Raw genomic sequence first — 25,598 nt, 5'->3', positions numbered from 1 at the left:
GACGGAGACAGGTGACGTACGGACGAGGGAGTGGTGGTCGCGGTGCCCGGAGGCAGGCTCACGCAGCAGGAGCGCAAGCGGATCGCGCAGGGCCTCGGCGACGACCTCGCCTACGCCGAGATCGCCCGGCTCATCGGCCGCCCGACCTCGACCGTCACGCGCGAGGTCATGCGCAACGGCGGCCCCGCCGCGTACCGCGCCGAACGCGCCCAGCGCGCCACCGAGCAGCGCTCCCGGCGCCGCACCCCGCCCGCCGCCCGCGACGCGCGACCTGCCCCCGGCGAGGCGGGTGGGCGGGACCCGGAGGCGGTGCGCGCCTACGAGGAGACGCTCACCGAGGTCTTCCTCACCTCCGGCCTGCCCCGGATGGCCGCCCGCGTGCAGGCCGCCCTCGCGCTCACCGACTCCGGCGGCCTCACCGCCGCCGAACTCGTCGACCGCCTCGGGATCAGCCCGGCCTCCGTCTCCAAGGCCGTCGCCTTCATGGAGGCGCAAGGGCTCGTCCGGCGCCTGACCGAGGGCCGCCGCGAGCGGTACGTGATCGACAACGGGGTCTGGTACGAGTCGATCATCGCCAGCATCCGCTCCAACGACCTCATCGTCGCGACCGCGCGCGAGGGCGTCCGCGTCCTCGGCGCCGGGACGCCCGCCGCGATCCGCCTGGAGAACACCGCCCGCTTCCTCGACTTCCTCTCGGACGCCCTGCGCCGGGCGGCGGAGGAAGCGCGCGATGTCCTCTACGTCGGGCTCGAGGAGGAGGCGGGCGCGCACGAGCAGGGGTGAGCGCGCCTGCGGGATCCCCGCGCGAGCAGGGGTGAGCACCCCCGCAGGCCCCGGGAACCTTGCCAGGGCTGGTACCTTGCCATGCATGGAACCTGGCGGAGCAAGCAACAGGTACGGGGGAACGGGTGACGCCGCCCCGGGGAAGGCGGAGAGCCAACTCCGCAAGGGAGTCCTGGAGTACTGCGTGCTCGCCCTGCTGCGGGACGGCCCCAAGTACGGCGTCGAACTCCTCGGCGCCCTCCAGGAGACCGGCGCCCTCGCGACCAGCCAGGGCACCGTCTACCCGCTGCTCTCGCGGCTGCGGCGCGACGCGCTCGTCGCCACGACCTGGCGGGAGTCCACGTCCGGGCCGCCTCGCAGGTACTACGAACTCACCGCCACCGGTCACCGCGCCCTCGCGGACTTCGCCGCGATCTGGCCCCGCTTCCGCGACGCCGTCGACCACCTCCTCACCCCGGGCGGCCCGCACCCGGACACCGAAAGGGATTCCCGTGAAGACCGATGACACTCTCGTGCGCGACTACCTCGCGGCCGTCGCGCGCGAGAGCGCCCTGCTGCCCCCGGACGTGCGCCAGGAGCTGATGGCCGACCTCGGCGAGCACATCGAGGTCGCCCTCGCCCAGCGTCCCGGCGGCGTGCGCGAGATCCTCGCCGAGATGGGCGACCCCCGCGCCATCGCCGCGACGGCGATGCAGGAGCTGGGGGACGGGGCGGGGGACGGGCGCGGAGCGGGTTCCGGCCCGGACCGGGGCTTCGGGGCCGGGCCGGGCTTCGGCGGCGGGCCGGGCTTCGGGGCGGACGCGGGTGCGGGCATACCGCGGGGTGCCGGGGCCGGTGGACCGCGGGGGAACGGGGGCGCCTGGGACACCGGCACCGCGTGGGCCGGGGCCGCGGCCGAGCCCCGGGGGCGGCGGCGCTCGCCCGCCGAGGTGCCGCTCGTGCTGCTGCTCCTCGCCGACGTGCTGCCGTACGTGAGCACGATGTCGCTCTTCTCCCTGCTCTCCTTCGCGCTCCTCGTCACCGCTCTCGTCATGGTCTGCTGCTCGCGGCACTGGGACCGGGGCCAGAAGTGGGTCGGCCTCACGGCCACGCTCATCGTCCCGACCCTCGCGCACATCGCCTGGTGGACGTACTTCGTCCATCCCGACGACGCCACCGCGCCCGCGGCCGCGCGCTGGACGCTCGTCGTCGTCCTCTTCCTCGTCGTCGCCGCCGGCTGCGCCTGGCTGTGGAGGAAGCGGCGCGTCTGAGCGCCACCGCCCCGCGGGCCGCCGCCCGGGGGGCAGCCCCGCCGCACCGCCCCGCGCTCCCCTGTCACACATCGAGGCGCTGCGCCGTCAAGGAGGTGAGACGCCTGGAGCGAACCGTCCGGAAGGGGACCGTGATGAAGGTGCTTGTGGTGGGAGCCGGTTACGCCGGGACGCTGGCGGCGAACCGCCTGGTCAAGAAGGTGAAGGGGGCCGAGGTCACGGTCGTCAACCCGCGCGCGGAGTTCGTCGAGCGGGTGCGCCTGCACCAGCGCGTCGCGGGGAGCGCCGAGGCCGCCAGGCCGCTGCGGTCGATGCTGCGCGACGGCATCGAGGTCCGGGTGGGGGCGGTCGAGAAGGTGAGCGAGGGGACCCTCGTGCTCGCCGGGGGCGCCACGCTCTCCTACGACCATCTCTTCCTCGCTGTCGGAAGCACCGCGCGGCCCCTGCCCGGGACAGTCCCCGTGGGGACGTGGGAGGGCGCCGGGCAGGCGCGCGCCGCGCTGGCCGCGCTGCCCGCCGGGGCGCACGTCACCGTCGTCGGGGGCGGCGCGACCGGCGTCGAGACCGCGACCGAGGTCGCCGAACAACGCCCGGACCTGCGGGTTCGGCTCGTGGGGGAGCGGATCGCCGACATGCTCTCGGGGCAGGCCAGGGCCCGCGCGCTCGCCGCGCTCGGCCGCCTCCGCGTCGACCTCGTCGAGGACGTCGTGACCGGGGCCGGAGCGGCGGAGGGGGAGGTGCGGCTGCGCTCGGGCGGCTCGCTGCCCGCCGACCTCGTGCTGTGGGCGGTCGTCTCGGGGGTGCCGCCGCTCGCCGCCGACAGCGGGCTCGACGTGGACGCGGCGGGCCGGGCCGTCGTGGACCCGTACCTGCGCAGCGTCAGCGACGGGCGGATCCTCGCCGTGGGCGACTGCGCCGCCGTGCCGGGCGCGCGCTTCGGCTGCCAGACCGCCGGTCCGCAGGCCGCGCACGCCGTGGACGTCCTCGCCCGGCTCGTCGCGGGCCGCGAGCCGAAGCCGTACCCGCTGCGCTACGTGGGCCGGTGCGTGAGCCTCGGCCGCGCGGACGCCGTCATGCAGTTCACGCATCTCGACGACTCGCTGCGGACCGCTCACCTCGGGGGACGGACGGGCGCGCGGGCGAAGGAACTCATCGTGCGGGCGGCGGCCTTCGGCTCGCGGAAGGGGTTCAGCGGCTGAGCCGCGACCCGGCCGACCGGTCCCGGCGTTCCCGCGCCGGGGGTGCGAACGTCCCGTAAGGTCGGCTTCGTGCCCCTCAACGACACGGAGTTGGCCGTGCTCCTCGCCCCCGCCGGGCTGCGATTCCTCGGGCGCGTACGCGGCGAGCCGGCCATGCCGCCGCTGCCCGCGGGCGGGGCCGCGTCCGCGCTGCCCGCGCAGGGGCGGCACGACGCGCGCGCCCACGAGGTCGCCGCCGTGGACGCGCCGGACCTCGCCGACAAGGTCAACGCGGGCTGGTTCCGGATGGCGAAGGAGTTCCGGCTCCTCGACGCGGAGGACGCGTTCGTCATCGGCGCGGACTGGGCGGCGACGCCCGGCGAGCGCCTCGACGGGACGCACCACGGCTGGGCGCGGGTGCGGCTCGCCGAGGAGTGGGACTTCGTGCGCAGCGAGGTGGAGCAGTTCAGGAGCGCGATGGCCGGGCTCTTCACCGAGCGGTACGTACCGGAGTTCACCGTCCTCGCCGGGGACGGTCACCTCCTCATGAACACGACCGTGTGGGGCGACGGCACGGTGAGCACGCTCGCGGTGCGCGGAGCGCGCGAGCGGTGATCGTTTCCGGCCGACCGTCCGGGGCTCCGCGCCGGTCAGGCGGTTAACGTGAGCACTGACCCCCGCCGGGCCCCCGCGCGTACGGGCCCGGTGTCGCCCCCGTCCCGTACGAGGTGACCGCCATGAGCGACCGTCCGCCCCTCTCCCCGACCCCCGCCGTGGCCCACCCGGCCCGCGTCTACAACGTCTGGCTCGGCGGCAAGGACCACTACCCGGTGGACCAGGAGGCCGCCGAGCTGGCCGCCCGCGCCAACCCCGGCATCGTGCCCTCGGTCCGCGCCAACCGCGCCTTCCTCGGCCGCGCCGTCGAACACCTCGCCGCGCAAGGCGTCCGGCAGTTCCTCGACATCGGTACGGGCATCCCCGCCGCCGACAACACGCACGAGGTCGCGCAGCGCGTCGCGCCCGAGTCGCGGATCGTCTACGTGGACAACGACCCCGTCGTCCTCGCGCACGCCCGCGCGCTCCTCGTCAGCTCCCCCGAGGGCGCCACCGACTACGTGCAGGCCGACCTGCGCGAGCCCGGGAAGATCCTCGAAGAGGCCGCCCGTACGCTCGACTTCGCCGAGCCGGTGGGGCTCATGCTCATCGCGGTGCTCCAGTACCTGCGCGACGCGGAGGACCCCTGGGACGTCGTGCGGCGGCTCCTCGCGCCGCTCGCGCCCGGCAGCTTCCTCGTGCTCTCGCACCCCGCGAGCGACATCGGCGCCGACGAGGTCGCCGAGTCCATGCGCGTCTACAACGAGCGTGCCGCCGACCACGCGGCGGCGACCCCGCGCACCCGCGAGCGCGTGGGCGACTTCACCGCCGGGCTCGACCTCCTCGACCCCGGCGTCGTCCCCCTCAACCGCTGGCACCCGCGCGCGAGCGACGTGCCGAACGACAGCCTGCCGATGTGGGGCGCGGTGGCGCGCAAGGAGGGGTGAGGGGGACCGGGCGCGGGCGGGAAGCCGGTCGGGGCTGCGGGTGCGGCGGGGCGGGGAGCTGGTCGGGCTGCGGGTGCGGCGAGGCGGGGAGCGCGGCGAGGCGCGCGGTGGGCTGAGCGCGGGCGGGGAGGCGGAGGCGCGGCGGCTGGGCGCGGGCCGGGGCCGGTTCAGTCGATCCGTACCAGCTCGCCCCGCTCCAGCGCCGTCCACACCGCGCCGTCCGGGCCCGTCGTGATGCCGTGCGGTTCCGGCGCCTCGCCCGGGAGCTGTTCGTACGCGAGCACCGTGCCGTCCGGGGCGAGCGCGCAGACGCGGCCCGTGCCCCAGGCCGTGCACCACACCGTGCCGTCCGGCGCGACCGTGACCGCGTGCGGGCGGGCCGTCTCGCGGTCCGGGAGCGGGTGTTCCGTGACGCGGCCGTCCGGGGCGAGGCGGGCGAGCGCCCCGGCGGCGATCTCGGTGCACCACACCGAGCCGTCCGGGCTCACCGCGATGCCGACCGGAGCGGCGCCCGGCGTCGGCAGGGGGTGCGTGATCACCGTGCCGTCGAGCGCCACGCGGGCAACGGCGTGCGCCTGGTTGAGCGTGCACCACAGCGCGCGCCCGTCCGCGCCCGCGACGAGCATCGAGGGGAACGCGCCCGGGACGGGGAGCGGGAACTCGGTGAACTCCCCCTCCGGCGTGAGCCGTCCGATCCGGCCGGGCGTCATCTCGGTGAACCACAGCGCGCCGTCGGGGCCCGTGGCGATCCCGTACGGGCCCGAGTCCGCCGTGGGCGGCGCGTACTCCCGCACCTCGCCGTCCCCCGAGATCCGCCCGATCCGGCCCGCGCCGTTGAGCGTGCACCACAGCGCCGCGTCCGGGCCCGGGGTGAGGACGGTCGGGCGGCTGTCTGTCGCGAGGGCGAAGCTCGTGAGTCCGCCGCCGCCCGGCACGAAGCGGCCGATCCGGCCGTCCCCGGCGTACGTGAACCACAGCGCCCCGCCGCCCGGCCCCGGGCCGGTCGCGAGGGAGTACGGGCCGGTGCCGCCCGAGGAGACGTCGTAGGCGGTGAACTGCGGGCGGCGCGGCATGAAGTCCTCCGGGTGGGGCGAGGGGGGCGAGCGTACATCCCCTGAACGTTTCACCCCCTTCCCGCGTCTCAGCCTCAGCCGGGAGTGGAGGGTGGGGGGAATGGCCGCAGGGCGTGGGCTCAGACGGGGCGGGGACGCGGCCCCGGACGATGCCGTGGACGTGGATGTGTCGCGGGTGCGGGCCGTGCTCGTGCTCGGGGGTGTGCCGTGGGGGGAGCTGGACGACGGGGTGCAGGAGGTACGGCTCAAGCTCCTGGAGCAGCGGGCCGATCCGGGGCGGCCAGGGATACGGAACCCCTCCGCGTGGAGCGGCGTCGTCGCCGCGCGCGTGGCCGTGGACCGGCACCGGGCCGGGGCGCGCGAGGACGGCTTGCGCGCGCGGCTCGCGGCGCGGTGGGCGCGGCCCGAGGCCGTACGGCCGCTCGACGAGGACCGCACCCTCGCGCTCACCGTCGCCGACGCCCTCGCGCGCCTCACGCCGGAACAGCGGCACCTGCTCGTGCTCCGCTTCTACGTGGACCTGCCCGTCGCCGCGATCGCGCGCGAACTCGGCGTTCCGGAAGGCACGGTGAAGAGCAGGCTGCACACGGCCACCGCCCGCATGCGGGCCCTGCTGAGCGAGACGGAGGGGGATTCCGGTGACCGGACCGGCTGACGACGACCAGAGGCGCTCCCCCGAGACCGGGGCGACCGCCCACGAGGAGGACCGCCTCCGCCACGCCTTCGCCCTGATCGCGGCGGAGTGCGGCGAGGCGGGGGCGGGCTCCGGGGCGGACGTGGATTCTGGGGCGGAGGCGGGCTTCGGGGCGGACGTGGACTCCCGGGCGGAGGCGGGCTCCTTGGCGGACATCGGCCCCCGCACGGAGGCGGGCCCCCGCGTGGACGCCGCCCCCCGCCCCCTCCCGCCCCGCCTCCTCCGCCCGCCCCGCTTCTCCCGTCCCGGCTGGCGCCGCGCCCGTGCGATCGGCTCCGGCCTCGTCGCGCTCGCCGCGTGCGTCACGCTCTTCACCGTCGTGGCCCGTACCGGCGGCGGGGGCGCCGACAGCGCCGACGGGGCCGCGAGCAAAGCGGACGGGGGCGCGGCGGCGAAGAGCGTGCAGCGCTGCGACGCGTACCGCACCGTCGTGCGGGGCGAGTTGACCGCCGTGCGCGCCCTGCCGGACGGGCGGGTACGGGTCACCGTCCGCGTGAGCGACTGGCTGCGGCCCCCGAGCGGTGAGCCGACCGCGCGCTTCGACGTGCCCGCCCCGGCCGGGGACGCGTACCGGGCCGGGCAGCGCGTCCTCGTGGAGGTGCCGCGCCAGGAGGACGCGCCGCCACGCGTCACGACGGGGCGGGGGGACACGGAGCGGCGGCTGCGGGTGCTCGGCTGCGGCTGAGGGCCCGCACGCGCCGAGGGGCGGGGAGCCCTCGCCCCCGCCCCTCAACCCCGTTTCCTCCTCGGCCCCGCCCCGCTTCCCTCTCAGCCCTCCGCCGCCCCCGCCCGAGGCCACTCCGGGCCGCGAGCCCCGGTCACGCGGGCCCCGGACACGCGAATCCCGGTCACGCGAGCCGTCACGCGGGCCGCCGTCACGCGGGCTGCCGGTGGTGCGTGGTGCCGACGCCGTCCCTCCGGGTCCTCACGGCGCCGTCACGATCTGTCCGGCGTACGAGAGCCCGCCGCCGAAGCCGAAGAGGAGCGCGGGGGCGCCCGCGGGGACGCGGCCCTGGTCGAGCAGCTTGGAGAAGGCGAGCGGGACGCTCGCGGCCGAGGTGTTCCCCGAGTCGATGACGTCGGTGGCCACGACGGCGCCGCTCGCGCCGAGTTTCGCCGCGAGCGGCTCGATGATGCGCAGGTTCGCCTGGTGCAGGACGACGGCTCCCAGCTCGCTGGGCAGGACGCCCGCCCGGTCGCACACCTTCCGTACGAGGGCGGGGAGTTCGGTGGTGGCCCAGCGGAACACCGCCTGGCCCTCCTGCGCGAAGCGCGGGGGCGTGCCCTCGATGCGCACCGCCGGGCCCCGGTCGGGGAAGGAGCCCCAGACCACCGGGCTGATCCCGGGCTCGGCCGCGGGCTCGACGACGGCCGCGGCGGCCCCGTCGCCGACGAGGATGCAGCTCGAACGGTCCGTCCAGTCGGCGACCGAGGAGAACTTCTCGGACCCGATGACGAGCGCGCGCGTCGCGGACCCCGTGCGCAGCGCCTGGTCGGCGAGGGCGAGCGCGTGGCTGAAGCCCGAGCAGGCGGCGTTGACGTCCATCGCCGCCGGGTGCGGGATGCCCAGGCGCGCCGCCGTCCGCGCGGCCATGCTCGGGGCGCGGTCCTCGGCGGTGCAGGTCGCGACGAGGACGAGGTCGATGTCCGCCGGGTCGGTGCCCGCGTGCGCGAGGGCCTTCTCGGCCGCTGCCGCCGCCATCGAGTCGACGGTCTCGTCCTCGGCGGCGAGGTGCCGGGTGCGGATGCCGACCCGGGAACGTATCCACGCGTCGTTCGTGTCGACCAGTTCCGCGAGGTCCTGGTTGGTGAGTACCCGTGAGGGCTGGTAGTGCCCGAGAGCGGTGATACGGGTGCCGGTCATGACGGTGCCTCCGAGGACGGGTCAGGGACGAGGACGGGGCGGAGACGTGGGGGCGCGGGGCGTGCGGGCGGCGGCGTGGGGGCCGGGGCGGGGGCCCGCGACGGCCGGATCGCGGGGCCGGGGCGGGCGCGGCGGGGCGGACGTTTCAGACGCGGCGGGCGGGTCAGTCGCGGCGGCCGAGGTACGTGTCGAGCGTGGCCTCCAGCCCGGCCGCGCCCGCCCCGTTCCCGTCGTCCACCCAGGCGAGGTAGCCGTCGGGGCGCAGGAGCGCGGCGCGCAGCGGGAGTTCCGCCTCGCTCGTCGCGGGGACGACGTCGACGACCTCGTCCCAGGGCGCGAGCGCCTTGCGCAGCGTCTCCTCGGTCCCCTGGTCCAGGACGAGCAGGAGGAGCCGCCCCGGGCGCAGGAGCCGCGCCACGCTCGTCGGCCGCCGCTCGACGGTGAGCGGCAGGTTCGGCAGGAAGAGCCCGGTCAGGGGCGACTGGTCGGCGTTGCGCGGCAGTTGGACGTCCTGGTCGCTGATCATGTCGCCGAGGTGGCGGCTGACGTCCGGGAGCCGCAGGAGCCGGGTGAACAGCTCGCGCAGCGGATCGTGCGTGGCGCCGGGGGTCATGAGCGCGAGCTGGGCCCGGGTGTTCGCGATGGTGCGGGCCGCCGGGGGGCGGCGTTCGGCGGTGTAGCTGTCGAGCAGCCACGGGCTGGGCCAGCCGCGCAGGTGCAGGGCGAGCTTCCAGGCGAGGTTGACGGCGTCCTGGATGCCGAGGTTGAGGCCCTGGCCGCCGACCGGGAAGTGGACGTGGGCGGCGTCGCCCGCGAGGAGGACCCGGCCGGCGCGGTAGGTGTGGGTGAGCCGGGAGTAGTCGCTGAAGCGGTCCAGGAAGCGCGCGTTGCGCATCGGGATGTCCCGGCCCGCGATGCGCGAGACGGTGGCGTGCAGTTCTTCGAGCGTGAGCGGCGTGCGCCGGTCGGGGTGCGGCCCCCCGAAGTCGAAGGCGGCGACACGGCTCGGCCCGTACGGATTGGGGCCGATGACCGTCCAGCCGCGCTCGGTCGGGGTCCAGCCCGCCGGTGCCCGGAAGGGCGCGTCGAGGTCGACGAGGCCGAGTACGGCCTGGGTGTGCGGCGCGTGCTCCTCGCTCGTGACGCCCGCCGCCTCGCGGACGAGGCTGCGGGCACCGTCCGCGCCGATGACGTACGCGGCGGTGAGCGTGCGGGGCGGGGCGCCGCTCCCGCACGCCTCGACGGTGAGAGCCGGACCCGTCCCGTCCCCGCCCCCGTGCAGCGCCGTGACCCGGTGCCCGCGCAGGACGGTCGCCCCGCGCTCCAGGGCGACGCGCTCGAAGAGCCGCTCCAGGTCGCCCTGGGAGCGCCCCACGATCGGCTCGCCCTCCACGGCGGGGCCCGTGATGGTGAGCCCGGGAAGCCCCGCGAAGTGGAAGCCGTCGGCGTTCTCGGAGTCCAGGAGCGCGGTGGTCGGCTCGGGGCCCTCGAGGTAGCCGCGCCTGCGCAGCGACTGCGCGGTGCGGGCGTGGAGCGTCCCGGCCTTGGGCACGTCGAGCGTCCGCTCGTTGCGCTCGATCACGGTCACGGCGATGCCGTGGTGGGCCAGTTCGGCGGCGAGCAGCATGCCCACGGGGCCGCCGCCGACGACGGCGACCTCGCAGGAGAGCGGAGCGCGGGGACGCGACGGGTCGGGGCTCAAGGCGTGCTCACCTCGGCGTCCTCGCCCCGGTCGCCGCCGCGCGCGAGCGAGACGACGAGCAGGCCGAGCAGGAGGCACACCCCGGCCATGACCCACAGCAGGACGTGGAAGGCGTCGTTGTACGAGGAGGTTCCGGAGCCGGAGCCGTCCGACGCGGCGAGCGAGGCGAGGACGGAGCCGAAGACGGCGACGGCGATGGCCTCGCTGCCGAGCCGGAGCGTGTTGAGGAAGCCCGCGGCCATCCCGGCCTTCGCGGGCTCGATCATGGCGAGCGCCTGGCCGTCGACGAGACCGGCGGACAGGCCCATACCGGCACCGGTCACGAGCATCGCGGGGGCCATCACGGCGAGCGAGGTGTCCGGGCCGAGCACCAGCAGGGCGAGGTCGCCGACGACGAGGCACAGGAGCGAGGCGAAGACGACGGCGAGCGGCGAGGTGCCGCGCTCCACGAGCTTGGCGCCCACCATCGGCAGGACGAGCACGGGGATCGTGAGCAGGAGCATCGTCGTGCCGGCGGCCGAGGCGCTGTAGTCGGCGACGGTCGCGAGGTACGACGGCAGGTAGGTGAGCTGGGTGACGAAGCCGAAGGAGGCGGCGACGGGCACCAGCGTGTACGCGAGGAAGCGGCGGTCGCGGATGACGGAGAGGTCCAGGAGCGGGGCCGCCGTCCGCTTCGCGAGCGCCCCGAAGGCGCCGAAGAGCACGAGCGAGGCGAGCAGCAGGCCGAGCGTCCCGGCCGAGGCCCAGCCCCACGCCGAGCCCTGCACGATGGCGTACGTGAGCGCCGCCATGGCGAGGACGAAGACGACCGCGCCGCGCACGTCCAGGCGACCGCCGCCGCCGACGGGCTCGCGCACGCTCCGGGCGATCACGGGGACGCAGGCGAGCACGACCGCCAGGACGATCGCCTGGAGCCCGAAGATCCAGCGCCAGCCGAGCGCGTCCACGGCCGGCCCCGAGACGGTCGGGCCGAGGGCCACGCCGACCCCGGCGACGGTGCCGAAGAGCGCGAACGCCTTGGCCCTGGCCGGTCCTTCGAAGGCGGAGGAGATGATCGCGCTGCCGCAGGCGAAGATCGCGGCGCCGCCGAGACCCGCGAGCGCGCGGGCCCCGTCGAGCACGTACACGTTGGGCGCGACCGCGCAGGCCAGCGAGGCGAGGGCGAAGACGGCCGCCCCCAGCGCGAAGGCCCGGATGCGGCCGATGAGGTCGGCGAGGCTGCCCCACACGAGGGTGAAGCAGGCGAAGGCGAGGTTGAAGGCGTTGACGACCCACTGGAGGGAGGCCGAGCCCTGCGCGGCACCGGTTCCGGCGCCGATGTCCGGGAGCGCGACGGCCGTCCCGGAGATCGAGGTGGGGACGACGAAGACCGCGAGCAGCACGGCGATCAGGGTCAGTTTCCCCGGGCCGGCCGGGGCGTCCTTGACCGGTTCGGGCGGTGCCTGTGCGGGGCGGGTCGGGTCAGCGGTGGGTGAGGCCACGGAGAACTCCGGAGGTGAGACGCGGGGCGGCGGTGCGGCCCCGGGGGACGGTGCGAGGGCGGTGGCGCGGCGACGGGACGCCGCGGGGAGGGCCGCGGCCTCCGCGGGTGTGACGCGCTCCGCAGAGGTACGGTTTTTATCGAACCTCACCCTGACATGTTCGCAAGGTCCCACGCAAGTAGTACCTTGGATTGGAACGTATAGTTTTCAACTTCATCCACCCGGAGCCGCAGCCATGCCCGATGCCGAAGGCCACCCGAACGTCGAGGAGTTCGACTTCCAGGCGGTGCTCAAAGCGCTCTCCGACCCGCTGCGTTACCACGTCATCGCGACCCTCGTACGGCAGCCGCAGGACACCGAGCGCACGTGCACGTCCTTCGGCCTGCCCGTGGGCAAGTCCACCCGTACGCACCACTTCCGCATCCTGCGAGAAGCCGGTCTCGTCCGGCAGGTGGACCGGGGCAACAGCCGCAGCGCCCGGCTGCGCCGCGAGGACATCGAGCAGCGCTTCCCCGGCCTGCTCCGCCTCGTCGCGGAGAACGAGCCGCTGCCCGGGAACGAGACGCTGCCCGGGAGCGGCCCTCTGCCGGGAGCCGAGCCGCTGCCCGCGAACGGGACGCTGCCGGGAGCGGCGGGGCTCCCGGCAGCGTGACGTCCCGCGCGAGGACTACCAGCGCACCGGCAGCGTCACCGGGCGGCGCAGGATGACCCCGCTGTCCCAGGTGAGCCCGGCCGGGTCGGTGTCGAGCGTGAGCGTGGGGAACTCCGCCGCGAGCGTCGTGAGCAGCTCGGCGATCTCCATCCGCGCGAGCGCGGCGCCCATGCAGTGGTGCATCCCGTAGCCGAACTGGAGGTGCCGCTTGCCCGTGCGGTCCGGGTCGATCAGCAGCGGCTCGGGGAAGACCTCGGGGTCGCGGTTGGCCGCGAAGGCGTCCGGGTAGACCACGTCGCCCTCCTCGACCACGCCGTCCGCCAGCTCGATCCGGCGACCCGCGATCCGGGGAAAGGCCGAGATGTTGCCGAGCGGGATGAGCCGGATCAGCTCGTCCACGAGCCGGGGCGCGATGCCGGGCTCCGCCGCGAGGCGCTGCCACAGCACGGGGCGGCACAGCAGCACGTACGCGATCTTCGACGCGACCGACAGGATGTTCTGGTCGGCCCCGAGGACGGAACCGAGCAGGATGCCGACGAGTTCGGCGTCGTCGAGCGGCGGTTCGACCGTGTCGCGCGCGGCGAGGAAGCGGTCGATCACGCCGCCCTCGATCCTCGGCCGCGCCCCGGTGACGAGCCCGGTGAGGTACGTGTACAGCTCGGTGAAGTCGGCGACGAGCCCCGGCACGTCCTCGTGCGAGGCGACCTGCACGGTGTGCCCGAGCGGGCGGTAGTACGCGATGTCCGCGTCCGGGATGCCGAGGAAGCGCCCGTTCACCTCGGCGGGCAGCGTGTCGAGCACCGTCGCGTACAGGTCGGGGCGCTCCGCCCCGCGCAGGCGGGCCGCCTTGGCCGCCACGAGTTCCCTGACCAGGGGCCGCAGCCGCTCGACCCCGGCCACGCTGTAGTCGGCGTTGACGAAGCCGCGCATCCGGGAGTGGTCGGGCATGTCGAGGTTGAGCAGCAGCTCCTTCGGCATGATCGTCGGCAGGAAGCTCGGGCCGTCCTCGACGTTGGTCGCGGTGCGGCCGAAGCTGGGGTCGGTCAGGACGCGGTGCACGTCGGCGTAGCGCGTCAGGTGGACGGCGGTGTGCCCGCTGGGCAGCTCGATCAGCGGGAGACCGCCGCCGCTGCGCGCGGCGAGGGGGACGAAGGTCGGGACCGGGTCGAGGTTCGGTATGCCGTCGACGCTCGGCTGCGGAGGCGCGGAGGTGGCCATGGGGTGCTCCAGTGACAGTGGGAGGAAAGTGGCTCTGAGGGATACGGGGCGGGGCACGGGGTCAGGGGAGCCTGCACAGGCGGACGCCGGTGACCGCGCTCAGCTCCCGCAGCGCCTGCTCGGTGTCCCGGAAGTGGACGGCCGTCCATCCGGCCGCCTCGGCGGCGGCGCAGTTCTCCACCAGGTCGTCCACGAGGACGCAGTCCGTGGCCCCGGCCGCCGCGGTGCGCTGGGCGAGGGCGAAGATCGCCGGTTCGGGCTTGCGGACGCCGTGCAGGCAGGAGTCCACGACGAAGTCCAGCTCTCCGGCGGGCGCGATGATGGCCCGCCAGTACGGCTCCCACTCGCGGACGTTGTTCGAGAGGACGCCGACGCGGAAACCGGCCTCGCCCAGCCGCCGTACCGCTTCGGCCACCGGGGCGTTCACCTCGACCCCTTCGAACCACTGACGCCCGAAGGCGTCCCAGTGGGCGCGCGACTGGTCGAGCCCCGGCCAGCGCTGCCGCAGCGCCTTCGAGAGCAGAGCGGTCCACTCCGCCTCGGGCATCGCGCCGGACTCGATGGGCGCGAGCGGCGGCAGGCCGAGTGCGTGCCCGACGTCCTCCATGGCGAGGCGCAGTTGCTCGGGGCTGATGCCGGTCTTCTTCTCGAAGGCGCGGAACAGCTCACCGAGCGGCGGTGAGAGGACGCCGCCGAAGTCGAACCACACCATCATGTCCGAGGCCCGCCCGCGGGCCCCGTCCTGTGGGCCGGTGCTCACGCGCTCACCAGCCCCGTCTCCTGCTCCACGAGGGCGGCGCTCAGCGAACGCCCCAGGCGCACCCGCGCCGTCGCGGTGACCCGTTCCTCCTGGACGAGTTCCAGGTCGACGGAGACACCCGTCTCGTCGCTCGCGCCGACGCGCGCCCGGCAGTCCGTGGGCAGTTCGAACTCGGCCACCCGGACGAAGCGGGTCTCCATCCGCTCCAGGAAGAGGCCGCGCGGGGCGAGCCCGTGCACCTCGCTCGCGGCGTACAGGGCCGTCTGCCGGAACGCCTCGAACATGACGGCCCCCGAGATGTGGTCGAGCGGGTGGTCGAAGAGGCCGAGGTGCCCCTGGTCCACGACCACGTGCCCGACGACGGAGGTGCCCTCGCCGGTGGTCCCGCCGACGGTGGCGTCCGCGAGCACGACGTTCTGCGGGGAGCGCCGTCCCACCAGGTAGCCGGGCAGTCTCTGCCCGGTGAGGCGGGCGCGCGGGCTCAGGTCGAGAGCGGAGCGGCTGCGCTCGCGCAGCTTCTGCCAGACCCGGCGCGGCATCCAGCGGCACTCCAGCACGGCTTCGGCCGCCGGCCGGCCCTCGATGTCGAGGCGCGCCACGTACACGGCACCGCAGGGGGCGCCCGCGCGCTCCTTCGTCTCCTTCACCTGGAAGTCCACCGTGGCGCGGGCCGGTCGCGAGCCGATGGTCAGTGCCTCGGCGCACAGGACGCGCAGGCTCGCGCCGTCGAAGACGAAGCTCGAATCGGCGGGCGCGCCGACGTACTCGTGCGCCGTGAGGATGCCGCACTGTCGCAGCACCTCCATGAGGAGCAGCGGGTCGTACTTGGCGGGCGTGGCCGTGTGGTCGTTGTAGTAGTCGTGCGTCCGCGGGAGCTGCGCCGCGATGAGGGCCCCGTTGCCCTGCGGCCTGTGGTCCGTCAGGAAGACCTCCGTGACCGAGGCCCTGTGCACGAGGCGACGCGGCACGGTGATGTCGAAGTCAAGTCCCAACTGGTCCATGTTTCTTCCCCCTTCAACCAGCAACAGGTACGAAGTTGACCGTATCTAGGTTCGATTTGCTTCGCCACGTAGATATGACGATCACGGAGCGTGCCACGCCGTCCCCGGGTGCGGGCGGGTCGCGAAGTGCCAGCGCAGGGCGGTGTTCGGGGGCGCGGCGTGGAGTGCGTCACACCCGTCGCGCGCCCTCGCACGTCCATCGCCCGACACATGACTGACAGGAACTGTTTGCATGAGGCGGGTTTAGGCGGCGGAAGGGTCGTGCCGCCGCGACCCCCTGTCGCCATTGACTAGGGCTATTCAGAAGTGGAGTATGTGAATCAATCGAGTCACAGGAGGCAGCCCATGTCCGGTCCCCGCCCCGTCCGCGCCCCTCGCGGCACCGAGCTGAGCACCCTCGGCTGGCAGCAGGAGGCCGCGCTGCGGATGCTCCAGAACAACCTGGACCCGGAGGTGGCCGAGCACCCCGACGAGCTGGTCGTCTACGGCGGCTCCGGCAAGGCCGCCCGCGACTGGAACTCCTTCGACGCGATGATCCGCACCCTGCGCACCCTGAAGAACGACGAGACGATGCTCGTCCAGTCGGGCCGCCCCGTCGGCGTCATGCGCACGCACGAGTGGGCGCCGCGCGTCCTCATCGCCAACTCCAACCTCGTCGGCGACTGGGCGAACTGGGACGAGTTCCGCCGCCTGGAGGAGCTGGGCCTCACCATGTACGGCCAGATGACGGCCGGTTCGTGGATCTACATCGGCACCCAGGGCATCCTCCAGGGCACGTACGAGACCTTCTCGGCCGTCGCCGCCAAGCGTTTCAACGGCACCCTCGCCGGGACCATCACGCTCACCGCCGGGCTCGGCGGCATGGGCGGCGCCCAGCCGCTCGCCGTCACGATGAACGACGGCGTCGCGATCTGCGTCGACTGCGACCCGCGCGCCATCGAGCGCCGCATCGAGCACCGCTACCTCGACGTCAAGGCCGACAACGTCGCCCACGCGCTCGAACTCGCCACCGCCGCGCGCGACCGCCGCGAGCCGCTCTCCATCGGCCTGCTCGGCAACGCCGCCGAGATCCTCCCCCAGCTCCTCGCCGAGGGCGCCCCCATCGACATCGTCACCGACCAGACCTCGGCCCACGACCCGCTCGCCTACCTCCCGCTCGGCGTCGACTTCGCCGACATGGCGGCCTACGCCAAGGAGAAGCCCGCCGAGTTCACGACCCGCTCCCGCGAGGCGATGGCGAAGCACGTCGAGGCGATGGTCGGCTTCCAGGACGCGGGCGCCGAGGTCTTCGACTACGGCAACTCGATCCGCGGCGAGGCCCGGCTCGCCGGGTACGAGCGCGCCTTCGCGTTCCCCGGCTTCGTCCCCGCCTACATCCGCCCGCTCTTCTGCGAGGGCAAGGGCCCCTTCCGCTGGGCCGCGCTCTCCGGCGAGGCGAGCGACATCCACAAGACCGACCAGGCGCTCCTCGACCTCTTCCCCGAGAACGAGTCGCTGCACCGCTGGATCAAGATGGCGCAGGAGCGCGTCCACTTCCAGGGCCTCCCGGCGCGTATCTGCTGGCTCGGCCAGGGCGAGCGCGACAAGGCGGGCGTGCGCTTCAACGAGATGGTCGCCTCGGGCGAGCTGCGGGCCCCGATCGTCATCGGGCGCGACCACCTGGACACGGGCTCCGTCGCCTCCCCGTACCGCGAGACCGAGGCCATGAAGGACGGCTCGGACGCCATCGCGGACTGGCCGCTGCTCAACGCGATGGTCAACGTCGCCTCCGGCGCCTCCTGGGTCTCGATCCACCACGGCGGCGGCGTCGGCATGGGCCGCTCGCTGCACGCCGGTCAGGTCACGGTCGCGGACGGCACCCCGCTCGCGGCCGAGAAGATCCGCCGCGTCCTCACCAACGACCCCGGCATGGGCGTCATCCGGCACGTCGACGCCGGGTACGAGGAGGCGGAGGCCGTCGCGGAGGCGAAGGGCGTCCGCATCCCGATGCGCGAGGGCGACGGGCACGAGGGCGGCGCCGCGTGAGCGAGCGCACCCCGCGCGGTGGTACGGCCGGGGCGGCGCCCGCCCCGGCCCCCGCCCGTACCCCCGACGACTTCGACCGCATGTGGGACACCCTCGCCCCGCTCGGCCGCGACAAGGACAGCGGCGGCTACCGCCGCTTCGCCTGGACCGGCGCCGACCGCGACGTCCGCGACTGGTTCCGGCAACAGGCCGCGGACCGGGGGCTGGCGTACGAGGAGGACCGCAACGGCAACCAGTGGGCCTGGCTCGGCGACCCCGAGGGCCGGGACGCCGTCGTCACCGGCTCGCACCTCGACTCCGTGCCCGACGGCGGCGCCTTCGACGGCCCCCTCGGCGTCGTCACCGCCTTCGCCGCGCTCGACGCGCTGCGCGCGCGTGGCACGGCGCCCCGCAAGCCCCTCGCGATCACCAACTTCGCCGACGAGGAGGGCGCCCGCTTCGGCCTCGCGTGCGTCGGCTCACGCCTCAGCGCCGGGGCCCTGAGCAAGGAGGACGCCTTCGCGCTCCGCGACGCGGACGGCATCAGCCTCCCCCGGGCCATGGAGCGGGCCGGCTTCGACCCCGAGGCGATCGGCGCCGACCACGCGCGCCTGAACCGCGTCTCCGCCTACGTCGAACTCCACGTCGAACAAGGCCGGGCCCTCGACCTGACCGGCGATCCGGTGGGCATCGCCAGCGCCATCTGGCCGCACGGCCGCTGGCGCTTCGACTGGCGCGGCGAGGCCAACCACGCCGGTACGACACGGCTCGTGGACCGCCACGACCCGATGCTCCCGTACGCCGAGACGGTCCTCGCCGCGCGCCGCGAGGCCGCGCTCGCGCGGGCCGTCGCGACCTTCGGCAAGCTCCACGTCGTCCCCGGCGGCGTCAACGCGATCCCCTCGCTCGTCCGCGGCTGGCTCGACTCGCGCGCCGCCGACCAGGAGACCCTGGACACGGTCGTGACCGCGATCGAGGAGGCCGCGCGCGAGGCCGCCGCGCGCGAGGGCGTCGAACTCGCCGTCGTACGCGAGTCCTTCACGCCCGTCGTCGAGTTCGGCCACGCGCTGCGCGAGGAGCTGGGCCGCGTCCTGCGCACCGACGGGGGAGAGATCCCCGTCCTGCCCACGGGCGCGGGACACGACGCGGGAATCCTCTCCGCCGCCGTCCCGACCGCCATGCTGTTCGTACGCAACCCGACCGGCGTCTCGCACGCCCCCGCCGAGCACGCGGAGCGCGCCGACTGCCACGCGGGGGTCACCGCCCTCGCGGACGTACTGGAGGAGCTGGCGTGCCGCTGACGTACTGGCTCGAACACGCGTGGCTCGGCGCCCGTACCGCCTCCGGGCTCGTCCTCACGGCGGGCGCGGACGGCCGGATCGCCTCGCTCACCGAAGGCGTCCCGAGCCCCCCGCCCGGCGCCGAGATCCTGCGCGGCCTCACCCTCCCGGGCCTCGCCAACGCGCACTCGCACGCCTTCCACCGCGCCCTGCGCGCCGCGACCCAGCGGGCGCGCGGCACCTTCTGGACCTGGCGCGAGACGATGTACGCGGTCGCCGCGCGCCTCACCCCCGACACCTACCACCGGCTCGCGCGCGCCGTGTACGCCGAGATGGCCCTCGGCGGCATCACGGCCGTGGGCGAGTTCCACTACGTGCACCACCAGCCGGACGGGACCCCGTACGCGGACCCCAACGCGATGGGCGAGGCGCTGACCGAGGCCGCGCGCGAGGCGGGCGTCCGCATCACGCTGCTCGACACCGCGTACCTCTCCTCCGGCTTCGGCGCCCCGCCCGAGCCCCACCAGCTCCGCTTCGGCGACGGCGACGCGGATGCCTGGGCCCGGCGCGTGGACCGGCTGCGCGGCGACTCCCACACCGTCGTCGGCGCGGCGATCCACTCCGTACGCGCCGTACCGGCCGATCAGCTCGCGACCGTCGCCGCGTGGGCGGCCGACCGCGGGGCGCCGCTGCACGTCCACCTCTCCGAGCAGCCCGCCGAGAACGAGGCGTGCCTCGCCGCGCACGGCGTGACACCGACCCGGCTGCTCCACGAACACGGGGTACTGGGCCCGCGCACCACCGGCGTCCACAACACCCACCTCACGGACGAGGACATCCGCCTCATCGGCTCCTCGGGCACCGGTACGTGCATGTGCCCGACCACCGAGCGCGACCTCGCGGACGGCATCGGCCCCGCCGTCGCGCTCCAGGAGGCGGGCAGCCCGCTCTCGCTCGGCAGCGACAGCCACGCCGTGCTCGACCTCTTCGAGGAGGCCCGCGCGCTGGAGCTGGACGAGCGCCTGCGCACCCGTGCGCGCGGCCACTGGACGGCCGCCGCCCTCCTCGAAGCGGCGAGCCCCGGCGGCCACGCCGCGCTCGGCCGCCCCGACGCGGGCCGCCTCGTGCCCGGCGCGCCCGCCGACTTCACGACCCTCGCCCTCGACACGGTCCGCACCGCCGGTCACGGCCCCGCGCTGGGCGCCGAGACCGCCGTCTTCGCGGGCAGCGCGGCGGACGTGCGCCACACGGTCGTCGGCGGCGAGCATGTCGTACGGGACGGACGGCACACCCGTGTCGCGGACCCGGCCGCCCTCCTCGCCGAGACCATCGCGGCCCTGCACACCGAAGGAACGGACGCGCGCGCATGACCAGCACCCTCCTCACCGGCATCGGCTCCCTCGTCACCAACGACCCCGCGCACGGCGGCCCGCTCGGCCTGATCGAGGACGCCGCGCTCGTCGTGGACGGCGGGCGGATCGCGTGGACCGGACCCGCGAGCGCCGCCCCCGACGCGGACGCGCGCCAGGACGTCGGCGGGCGCGCGGTCGTCCCCGGCTTCGTCGACTCGCACGCGCACCTCGTCTTCGCGGGCGACCGCACCCGCGAGTTCAACGCCCGCATGTCGGGTCAGCCCTACAAGGCGGGCGGCATCCGCACGACCGTCGCCGCGACGCGCGCGGCGAGCGACGCCGACCTGGAGGCGAACCTCGTCCGCCACCTCGCCGAGGGGCTGCGGCAGGGCACGACGACGCAGGAGACGAAGTCCGGGTACGGCCTGACGGTCGACGACGAGGCCCGCGCGCTCGCCCTCGCCGCCCGGCACACCGACGAGGTGACGTACCTGGGCGCGCACATCGTCGCTCCCGAGTACGCGGACGACCCGGCGGCGTACGTGGCCCTCGTGACGGGCCCGATGCTCGACGCCTGCGCGCCGCACGCCCGCTGGGTCGACGTCTTCTGCGAGAAAGGCGCCTTCGACGGCGACCAGGCCCGCGCGATCCTCACGGCGGGCGCGGCACGCGGCCTCACCCCGCGCGTCCACGCCAACCAGCTCACGTACGGCCCCGGCGTCCAACTGGCCGTGGAGCTGGGCGCGGCGAGCGCCGACCACTGCACGCACCTGACGGACGAGGACGTCGCCGCGCTCGCCGCCTCGGACACGGTCGCGACGCTGCTCCCCGGCGCGGAGTTCTCGACGCGCGCCGAGTGGCCCGACGCCCGCCGCCTGCTGGACGCGGGCGCGACGGTCGCCCTGTCGACGGACTGCAACCCCGGCTCCTCCTACACCTCCTCGATGCCCTTCTGCCTCGCCCTCGCGGTCCGCGACATGGGCATGACCCCCGACGAGGCCCTCTGGTCCGCGACGGCGGGCGGAGCGAAGGCGCTGCGTCGCACGGACGTGGGCACGCTGACGGCGGGCGCGCGGGCGGACCTCCAGATCCTCGACGCCCCGAGCCACGTCCACTTCGCCTACCGGCCGGGAGTCCCGCTGGTGGAGGAGGTGTGGCGGGCGGGGGAGCGGGTGGCCTGAGGCGGCCCGCCGCGGGGCGCGCCCCGACCGGGCCTCGCGCGCCCGGTCACGGGCCGACCGGCGAACCCCTCCGGGCCGCGCGCGGGACGCGGAGCGTCACTCCGGCCGCCGTCACGCCCCCACGCCAGGCCCCGTCGCCGCACCTGTGCGGATTCGGTGCCGAACGTGCCCGTGCCGTAAGGGATTTGCCCCGCACGCATGACTTTGGCACGTGCGGGCAGGGGAAACACGGAGAGGCCCGTCCCGGGGGCGGGACGGGCCTCTCGCGCACTGCCGCAGCGCACGTGTTCAGATCAAAGCCGGGAGCGCGGTGCTCATTCCTCCAGCGTCAGCCCCTTGCGGAGCTTCACGAGGGTCCGCGAGAGGAGGCGCGAGACGTGCATCTGGGAGATGCCGAGTTCCTCGCCGATCTCCGACTGCGTCATGTTCGCGACGAAGCGGAGCGAGAGGATCTTCCGGTCCCGCTGCGGGAGCCGCGCGATCATCGGCTTCAGGGACTCGATGTACTCGATTCCCTCCAGGCTGTGGTCCTCGTAACCGAGCCGGTCGGCCAGCGCGCTCTCGCTGTCGTCCTCCTCGGGCTGCGCGTCCAGCGAGGAGGCGGTGTACGCGTTCGACGCCGCCATGCCCTCGATGACCTCCTCGCGCTCGATGCCGAGCTTCTCGGCCAGCTCCGAGGGGGTCGGGGCGCGGTCCAGGCGCTGTGCCAGCTCGTCCCCGGCCTTCGCCAGGTCGAGACGCAGCTCCTGGAGGCGGCGCGGGACCCGCACCGACCACGAGGTGTCACGGAAGAAACGCTTGATCTCGCCGATGATCGTCGGCATCGCGAAGGTGGGGAACTCCACTCCGCGCGAGAGCTCGAAGCGGTCGATCGCCTTGATCAGGCCGATCGTGCCGACCTGGATGATGTCCTCCATCGGCTCGCTGCGGGAGCGGAACCGCGAGGCGGCGAACTTGACCAGGGCGAGATTCAGCTCGACGAGCGTGTGGCGTACATAGGAGTGGGCATGCGTGCCCTCGTCGAGGTCTTCGAGTCGTTCGAAAAGGTTCTTGGAAAGGGCCCGTGCGTCCAGCGGCCCCACCTCGTCGAAAGGCGGGATCTCCGGGAGATCCGCCAGTTCGGGTACGGCGGCGGGGGACCGGAAGGCCGAGGGTTCCAGGGCGAGGTCCCGCTTCGCCGCGTCCGAAGGACGAGGAGCGGGGATGGTCGACGTCGCCGGATTCGCCCGCGATGCGTCGAGCTGGGATGACATGATGTCCTCCATCGTTCTCGGCATATGGCTGCCGATGCCAATACGTGCACTGCGGTGTGCGGCGCCTCCAAAGCCGGCTTGTATCGAATGCGTCCTCCTAGCCCTACCCGCTCGCGCACAGTGACCGCAAGTCCGATTGGCGTCAAATGTCCCATTTAGGGCGGATGTTCGGCTACCGAGAGGGCCGCTGAGGGCGTAGTGTTCGGGAACATCGGCGTACCTCTGCCCAGAGCTCGCCCGCGCTGTGGTCGCGGAGGGTGAACGGGGCAGGACGCCGGGTCAGCACAAAGGCAGTGAGGCGCGACGTGTTTTCGCACGCCGTCGCCACGAAGCCTGGTGGACGACGAGGCTCAGGAGACAGACGGCATGGACCGCGGGACGGTCGGCAGCGCGAACAGGGGACGGCTCCGCGTCGAGGTACGCGAAGAGGGCCCCTGGGTCGTGGTCGCGCTCGCCGGTGAACTGGATCACCACACCGCCGAATTGTTGCGTGAACCACTCGACAGCAAGCTCGACGCCGGTCGCGACCGGATCGTGCTGGACTGCTCCGAGCTGGAATTCTGCGATTCCACGGGCCTCAACGTGCTGCTGGGTGCCCGGCTGCGCGCCGAGGCGGCGGGCGGTGGCATTCACCTCGCGGCGATGCAGCCGGTGGTCTCGCGCGTCTTCGAGATCACGGGCGCCGACGCCGTCTTCCAGGTGCACTCCACCCTCGCCGAGGCGCTCAGCGGCTGAGCGCACGGCGGGTGGCGGGCCGCGAAACGGGGGCGGGGAGTGATCCGCAGGTGTCCGCCGCCCGCTCTCGGGCAGGAGACCCACGTGACCCCCGCAGCAGTCAGGACCCTCCCCTCCGGGTCCCCGAGAGACTTGAAGTGTCGAAAGTGTGCACTGAGAACTGGCGATTCCGGCGATTCGGTGAGGTGAAGCGCTGATGAGCACGACCCGGCCGCAACTGCCGGACGAGCGCCCCGGCGAGGGCGGTTCCGGCGCCCCCGGTGGCGTGTCCGCCCCCGGCGGCCGGCAGACCCGCAGGCTCACCCTCGTGGGCGAGAGCGGTGTCGTGCCGATGGCGCGTGACTTCGCCCGCCAGGCGCTGCGGGCGTGGGGATGGCTGCCCGCCGAAAGCGCGGACCGCAAGGCGGCGGCCGAGGACGTGCTCCTCGTCGTCTCCGAGCTGGTCACCAACGCGTGTCTTCACGCGGAGGGCCCGGAGGAACTCGTCCTCGTCATGGACGGCAAGACGCTGCGGATCGAGGTCGCGGACCTGGGGGCCGGGGAGCCGGAGCCGAGGCGACCGCATCAGGCGGGGCGGCCGGGGGGGCACGGGATGTTCATCGTGCAGAGGCTTTCCGTCGACTGGGGGGTGGCGCGGGCCGAAGGGGTGCCGGGGAAGCGGGTGTGGGCGGAGGTTGCCGCGCCTGCGTAGGCGGGAGGGCTTGTGGGGCTTCGCCCCAAGCCCGATCTCCTGGGGCTCCGCCCCGGACCCCGTGGGTCGGCGGGGCCCCGGGCCCGTCTCGGGGCTCCGCCCCGGACCCCGCTCCTCAAACGCCGGAGGGGCTGGACGAAAGTCCAGCCCCTCCGGCGTTTTCGGGTGGGTCAGTGGACCTCGCCCATCTTGGTGCGCACCGTGCGGCGGTACATGAAGATCGCGGCTCCCGCGAGGGCTGCCAGGGCTGCCTGGGCGGCGACGACGCCTGAGCGGTCGAGGTTGACGCCCGCGAGGGACACGAGGCTTGTCACGCTGTCTCCCGCCGTGACGGCGAGGAACCAGACGCCCATCATCTGGGAGCTGTACTTGGCCGGGGACATCTTCGTCGTCACCGAGAGCCCCACCGGGGACAGGCACAGCTCGCCGACCGTCTGCACGAAGTAGATCGCGACGAGCCACATCGGGCTCACGCGCTCGTCCGCCGTGGTGTCCAGCAGCGGGATCAGGAAGACGAAGAACGAGACGCCGACGAGGAAGAGCCCCGAGGCGAACTTCGTGACCGTGCTCGGCTCCTTGCCGCGCCGGTTCAGCGCCAGCCAGATCCACGCCGTCACCGGGGCCAGCGCCATGATGAAGACCGGGTTCACCGACTGGTACCAGGAGGTCGGGAAGTCGAAGCCGAGGAGGCTGTTCGTCGTCCGGCTCTCGCCGAAGAGCGAGAGCGTCGAGCCGCCCTGGTCGTAGATCATCCAGAAGAGCGCGGCGGCGACGAAGAACCAGACGTACGCGGACATCTTCGAGCGCTCCGCGCGGTCCAGCTCCTTGTCCCGCCTGATCCGCGCGAGCACCACGACCGGGATCACGAGCCCCGCGATGTTGATCGGGACCAGCGCCCAGTTGAGCGTGTACACACCGGTCGCGACGAGCACCCCGTACACGACGGCGGCGACGAGCGCCCACAGCAGGCCCTTGCGGATCGTCGCGAGCTTCTCCTCGCGCGGCTGCGGCTTCGGCACGACGCTGCTCTCGGGGCTCAGGTGCCGCGAGCCGAGCAGGAACTGCGCCAGCCCGAGCGCCATGCCGACCGCGGCGAGGCCGAAGCCCAGGTGCCACGAGACGTTCTCGCCGACCGTGCCGATGATGAGGGGCGCGGCGAAGCTGCCGAGGTTGATGCCCATGTAGAAGACGGTGAAGCCGCCGTCGCGGCGCGGGTCCCCGGGCCCCTGGTAGAGGTGCCCGACCATCGTCGAGATCGTCGACTTGAGCAGCCCCGAGCCGATCGCGACGAGCGCGAGCCCGCCGAAGAAGACACCCTGCCCCGGCACCGCGAGCAGCAGGTGACCGCACATGATGATGCCCGCGGCGATCGCGGTCGTCCTGCGCGGGCCCCACCAGCGGTCGGCGATCCAGCCGCCCGGCATCGCGAGCAGGTAGACCATCGCGAGGTACACGGAGTAGATCGCCGTGGCGGTGCCCGCGTTCATGTGCAGGCCGCTGGAGGAGACGAGGTAGAGGGGCAGCAGGGCCCTCATGCCGTAGAAGCTGAAACGCTCCCACATCTCGGTCATGAAGAGAGTGGCCAGTCCGCGGGGGTGGCCGAAGAAGGTCTTTTCGCTACCGGCGGTGACAGAGCCGGTGGCGTCCTTCGTCAGGCTGGGCGCCATGGGTCGTTCCTTGCGTGGGGGAAGGCCGGCACCGGTACGCACCCCTCCTCCCACGTCCGACGCGGTCGTCGCGCCCATGAGGGGAGCGCGACGAGAGAGTGGGGGGCGCACCAGGAACCACGCCCCGGGCGCTTCCTCGCACCCGGAGCCCGGCCACAGGTCATTGACGAGTCGCGGCGGGCCCGCGTGGGGTGCGGGCGACCGATACGACAAGGACCCTCGCGTGTGCCGGGCACCT

24 protein-coding genes are annotated in these 25,598 nt (G+C 74.2%); 15 read left to right on the top strand and 9 right to left on the bottom strand.

The genetic code is table 11. The features are described 5' to 3' along the window. Positions 1 to 42: 42 nt before the first annotated feature. The 6 genes from STTU_RS12135 (at position 43) to STTU_RS12110 (ending at position 4,752) form a co-directional block, all read left to right on the top strand. Positions 43 to 783, top strand: a complete 741-nt coding sequence (locus tag STTU_RS12135; RefSeq protein ID WP_043257332.1) for a GbsR/MarR family transcriptional regulator — start codon at positions 43 to 45, stop codon at positions 781 to 783. An 85-nt stretch (positions 784 to 868) separates the two neighbouring features. Then, positions 869 to 1,288 (top strand): PadR family transcriptional regulator, encoded by a 420-nt coding sequence (locus STTU_RS12130; protein ID WP_007823085.1) that lies wholly within the window; start codon positions 869 to 871, stop codon positions 1,286 to 1,288. Next, the gene (locus tag STTU_RS12125; RefSeq protein ID WP_043254967.1) at positions 1,275 to 2,033 is read left to right on the top strand and encodes an HAAS signaling domain-containing protein; all 759 of its coding nucleotides are present in this window, start codon (positions 1,275 to 1,277) and stop codon (positions 2,031 to 2,033) included. Before STTU_RS12130 ends, STTU_RS12125 begins: the two co-directional genes overlap by 14 nt. A gap of 134 nt (positions 2,034 to 2,167) precedes the next feature. Next, positions 2,168 to 3,232 carry an NAD(P)/FAD-dependent oxidoreductase gene (locus STTU_RS12120; RefSeq protein ID WP_043254966.1) on the top strand — a complete coding sequence of 355 codons (1,065 nt, stop codon included), beginning with the start codon at positions 2,168 to 2,170 and terminating at the stop codon, positions 3,230 to 3,232. 69 nt (positions 3,233 to 3,301) lie between these two features. Continuing rightward, positions 3,302 to 3,826 carry a hypothetical protein gene (locus STTU_RS12115; RefSeq protein WP_043254965.1) on the top strand — a complete coding sequence of 175 codons (525 nt, stop codon included), beginning with the start codon at positions 3,302 to 3,304 and terminating at the stop codon, positions 3,824 to 3,826. A 122-nt stretch (positions 3,827 to 3,948) separates the two neighbouring features. Then, on the top strand, positions 3,949 to 4,752 hold the full coding sequence (locus tag STTU_RS12110) for an SAM-dependent methyltransferase (RefSeq protein ID WP_043254963.1): 804 nt from the start codon (positions 3,949 to 3,951) through the stop codon (positions 4,750 to 4,752). Positions 4,753 to 4,919: 167 nt separating this feature from the next. Here the strand turns inward: STTU_RS12110 and STTU_RS12105 are convergent, their stop codons facing one another. Continuing rightward, complete coding sequence (locus STTU_RS12105; protein WP_043254961.1) at positions 4,920 to 5,825, bottom strand: virginiamycin B lyase; 906 nt, start codon at positions 5,823 to 5,825, stop codon at positions 4,920 to 4,922. 100 nt (positions 5,826 to 5,925) lie between these two features. On the opposite strand from STTU_RS12105, the gene STTU_RS12100 reads away from it, so the two are divergent. Continuing rightward, the gene (locus STTU_RS12100; protein WP_043254960.1) at positions 5,926 to 6,480 is read left to right on the top strand and encodes an RNA polymerase sigma factor; all 555 of its coding nucleotides are present in this window, start codon (positions 5,926 to 5,928) and stop codon (positions 6,478 to 6,480) included. Then, entirely contained in the window at positions 6,464 to 7,204 is a 741-nt protein-coding gene (locus tag STTU_RS12095) for a hypothetical protein (RefSeq protein WP_043254959.1), read from the top strand. Before STTU_RS12100 ends, STTU_RS12095 begins: the two co-directional genes overlap by 17 nt. A gap of 240 nt (positions 7,205 to 7,444) precedes the next feature. Here the strand turns inward: STTU_RS12095 and STTU_RS12090 are convergent, their stop codons facing one another. From STTU_RS12090 to STTU_RS12080, 3 genes are all read right to left on the bottom strand, one after another. Beyond that, a complete protein-coding gene (locus STTU_RS12090) occupies positions 7,445 to 8,383 on the bottom strand; it encodes a beta-ketoacyl-ACP synthase III (protein ID WP_007823076.1) in 939 nt (312 codons plus the stop codon). A gap of 163 nt (positions 8,384 to 8,546) precedes the next feature. Beyond that, positions 8,547 to 10,085, bottom strand: coding sequence for an FAD-dependent monooxygenase (locus STTU_RS12085; protein WP_043254957.1), 1,539 nt, complete (start codon positions 10,083 to 10,085; stop codon positions 8,547 to 8,549). Then, the gene (locus STTU_RS12080) at positions 10,082 to 11,566 is read right to left on the bottom strand and encodes an MFS transporter (RefSeq protein ID WP_007823073.1); all 1,485 of its coding nucleotides are present in this window, start codon (positions 11,564 to 11,566) and stop codon (positions 10,082 to 10,084) included. The genes STTU_RS12085 and STTU_RS12080 overlap by 4 nt, the downstream gene beginning before the upstream one ends. A 235-nt stretch (positions 11,567 to 11,801) precedes the next feature. Between STTU_RS12080 and STTU_RS12075 the strand changes: the two genes are divergently transcribed. Next, on the top strand, positions 11,802 to 12,218 hold the full coding sequence (locus tag STTU_RS12075; RefSeq protein WP_007823072.1) for an ArsR/SmtB family transcription factor: 417 nt from the start codon (positions 11,802 to 11,804) through the stop codon (positions 12,216 to 12,218). Positions 12,219 to 12,233: 15 nt separating this feature from the next. Here the strand turns inward: STTU_RS12075 and STTU_RS12070 are convergent, their stop codons facing one another. From STTU_RS12070 to STTU_RS12060, 3 genes are all read right to left on the bottom strand, one after another. After that, positions 12,234 to 13,436: a cytochrome P450 gene (locus STTU_RS12070; RefSeq protein ID WP_007823071.1), complete on the bottom strand. Its 1,203-nt coding sequence runs from the start codon at positions 13,434 to 13,436 to the stop codon at positions 12,234 to 12,236. A 61-nt stretch (positions 13,437 to 13,497) separates the two neighbouring features. Next, entirely contained in the window at positions 13,498 to 14,196 is a 699-nt protein-coding gene (locus STTU_RS12065; RefSeq protein WP_043254954.1) for an HAD family hydrolase, read from the bottom strand. Beyond that, positions 14,193 to 15,197: a ScbA/BarX family gamma-butyrolactone biosynthesis protein gene (locus STTU_RS12060; protein WP_007823069.1), complete on the bottom strand. Its 1,005-nt coding sequence runs from the start codon at positions 15,195 to 15,197 to the stop codon at positions 14,193 to 14,195. Before STTU_RS12060 ends, STTU_RS12065 begins: the two co-directional genes overlap by 4 nt. Positions 15,198 to 15,542: 345 nt before the next feature. Here STTU_RS12060 and hutU point away from each other — a divergent pair, with 345 nt between their 5' ends. The 4 genes from hutU (at position 15,543) to hutI (ending at position 21,014) form a co-directional block, all read left to right on the top strand. Beyond that, complete coding sequence (gene hutU / locus STTU_RS12055) at positions 15,543 to 17,222, top strand: urocanate hydratase (protein WP_007823068.1); 1,680 nt, start codon at positions 15,543 to 15,545, stop codon at positions 17,220 to 17,222. A gap of 80 nt (positions 17,223 to 17,302) precedes the next feature. Continuing rightward, positions 17,303 to 18,502, top strand: coding sequence for an allantoate amidohydrolase (locus tag STTU_RS12050; RefSeq protein ID WP_007823066.1), 1,200 nt, complete (start codon positions 17,303 to 17,305; stop codon positions 18,500 to 18,502). Then, positions 18,493 to 19,851 (top strand): formimidoylglutamate deiminase, encoded by a 1,359-nt coding sequence (locus STTU_RS12045; RefSeq protein WP_043254952.1) that lies wholly within the window; start codon positions 18,493 to 18,495, stop codon positions 19,849 to 19,851. Before STTU_RS12050 ends, STTU_RS12045 begins: the two co-directional genes overlap by 10 nt. Next, positions 19,848 to 21,014, top strand: a complete 1,167-nt coding sequence (gene hutI, locus STTU_RS12040) for an imidazolonepropionase (RefSeq protein ID WP_043254950.1) — start codon at positions 19,848 to 19,850, stop codon at positions 21,012 to 21,014. Before STTU_RS12045 ends, hutI begins: the two co-directional genes overlap by 4 nt. Before the next feature lie 314 nt (positions 21,015 to 21,328). Here hutI and STTU_RS12035 read toward each other — a convergent pair whose 3' ends face one another. After that, positions 21,329 to 22,279: an RNA polymerase sigma factor SigF gene (locus tag STTU_RS12035; protein ID WP_007823060.1), complete on the bottom strand. Its 951-nt coding sequence runs from the start codon at positions 22,277 to 22,279 to the stop codon at positions 21,329 to 21,331. 354 nt (positions 22,280 to 22,633) lie between these two features. Between STTU_RS12035 and STTU_RS12030 the strand changes: the two genes are divergently transcribed. Both STTU_RS12030 and STTU_RS12025 read left to right on the top strand, forming a co-directional pair. Next, positions 22,634 to 23,002, top strand: a complete 369-nt coding sequence (locus STTU_RS12030) for an STAS domain-containing protein (protein ID WP_043254949.1) — start codon at positions 22,634 to 22,636, stop codon at positions 23,000 to 23,002. Between the two features lie 196 nt (positions 23,003 to 23,198). Then, on the top strand, positions 23,199 to 23,693 hold the full coding sequence (locus tag STTU_RS12025; RefSeq protein WP_007823058.1) for an ATP-binding protein: 495 nt from the start codon (positions 23,199 to 23,201) through the stop codon (positions 23,691 to 23,693). A 170-nt stretch (positions 23,694 to 23,863) separates the two neighbouring features. On the opposite strand, the gene STTU_RS12020 is transcribed toward STTU_RS12025, so the two are convergent. Then, complete coding sequence (locus STTU_RS12020) at positions 23,864 to 25,360, bottom strand: peptide MFS transporter (RefSeq protein ID WP_009068172.1); 1,497 nt, start codon at positions 25,358 to 25,360, stop codon at positions 23,864 to 23,866. Positions 25,361 to 25,598: the final 238 nt, after the last annotated feature.

The sequence above is a fragment of the Streptomyces sp. Tu6071 genome, assembly GCF_000213055.1.
GTDB classification, from domain to species: domain Bacteria; phylum Actinomycetota; class Actinomycetes; order Streptomycetales; family Streptomycetaceae; genus Streptomyces; species Streptomyces evansiae.
Note: the sequence above shows the minus strand (reverse complement) of the source record. Positions and strands in the feature narration are given on the sequence as shown.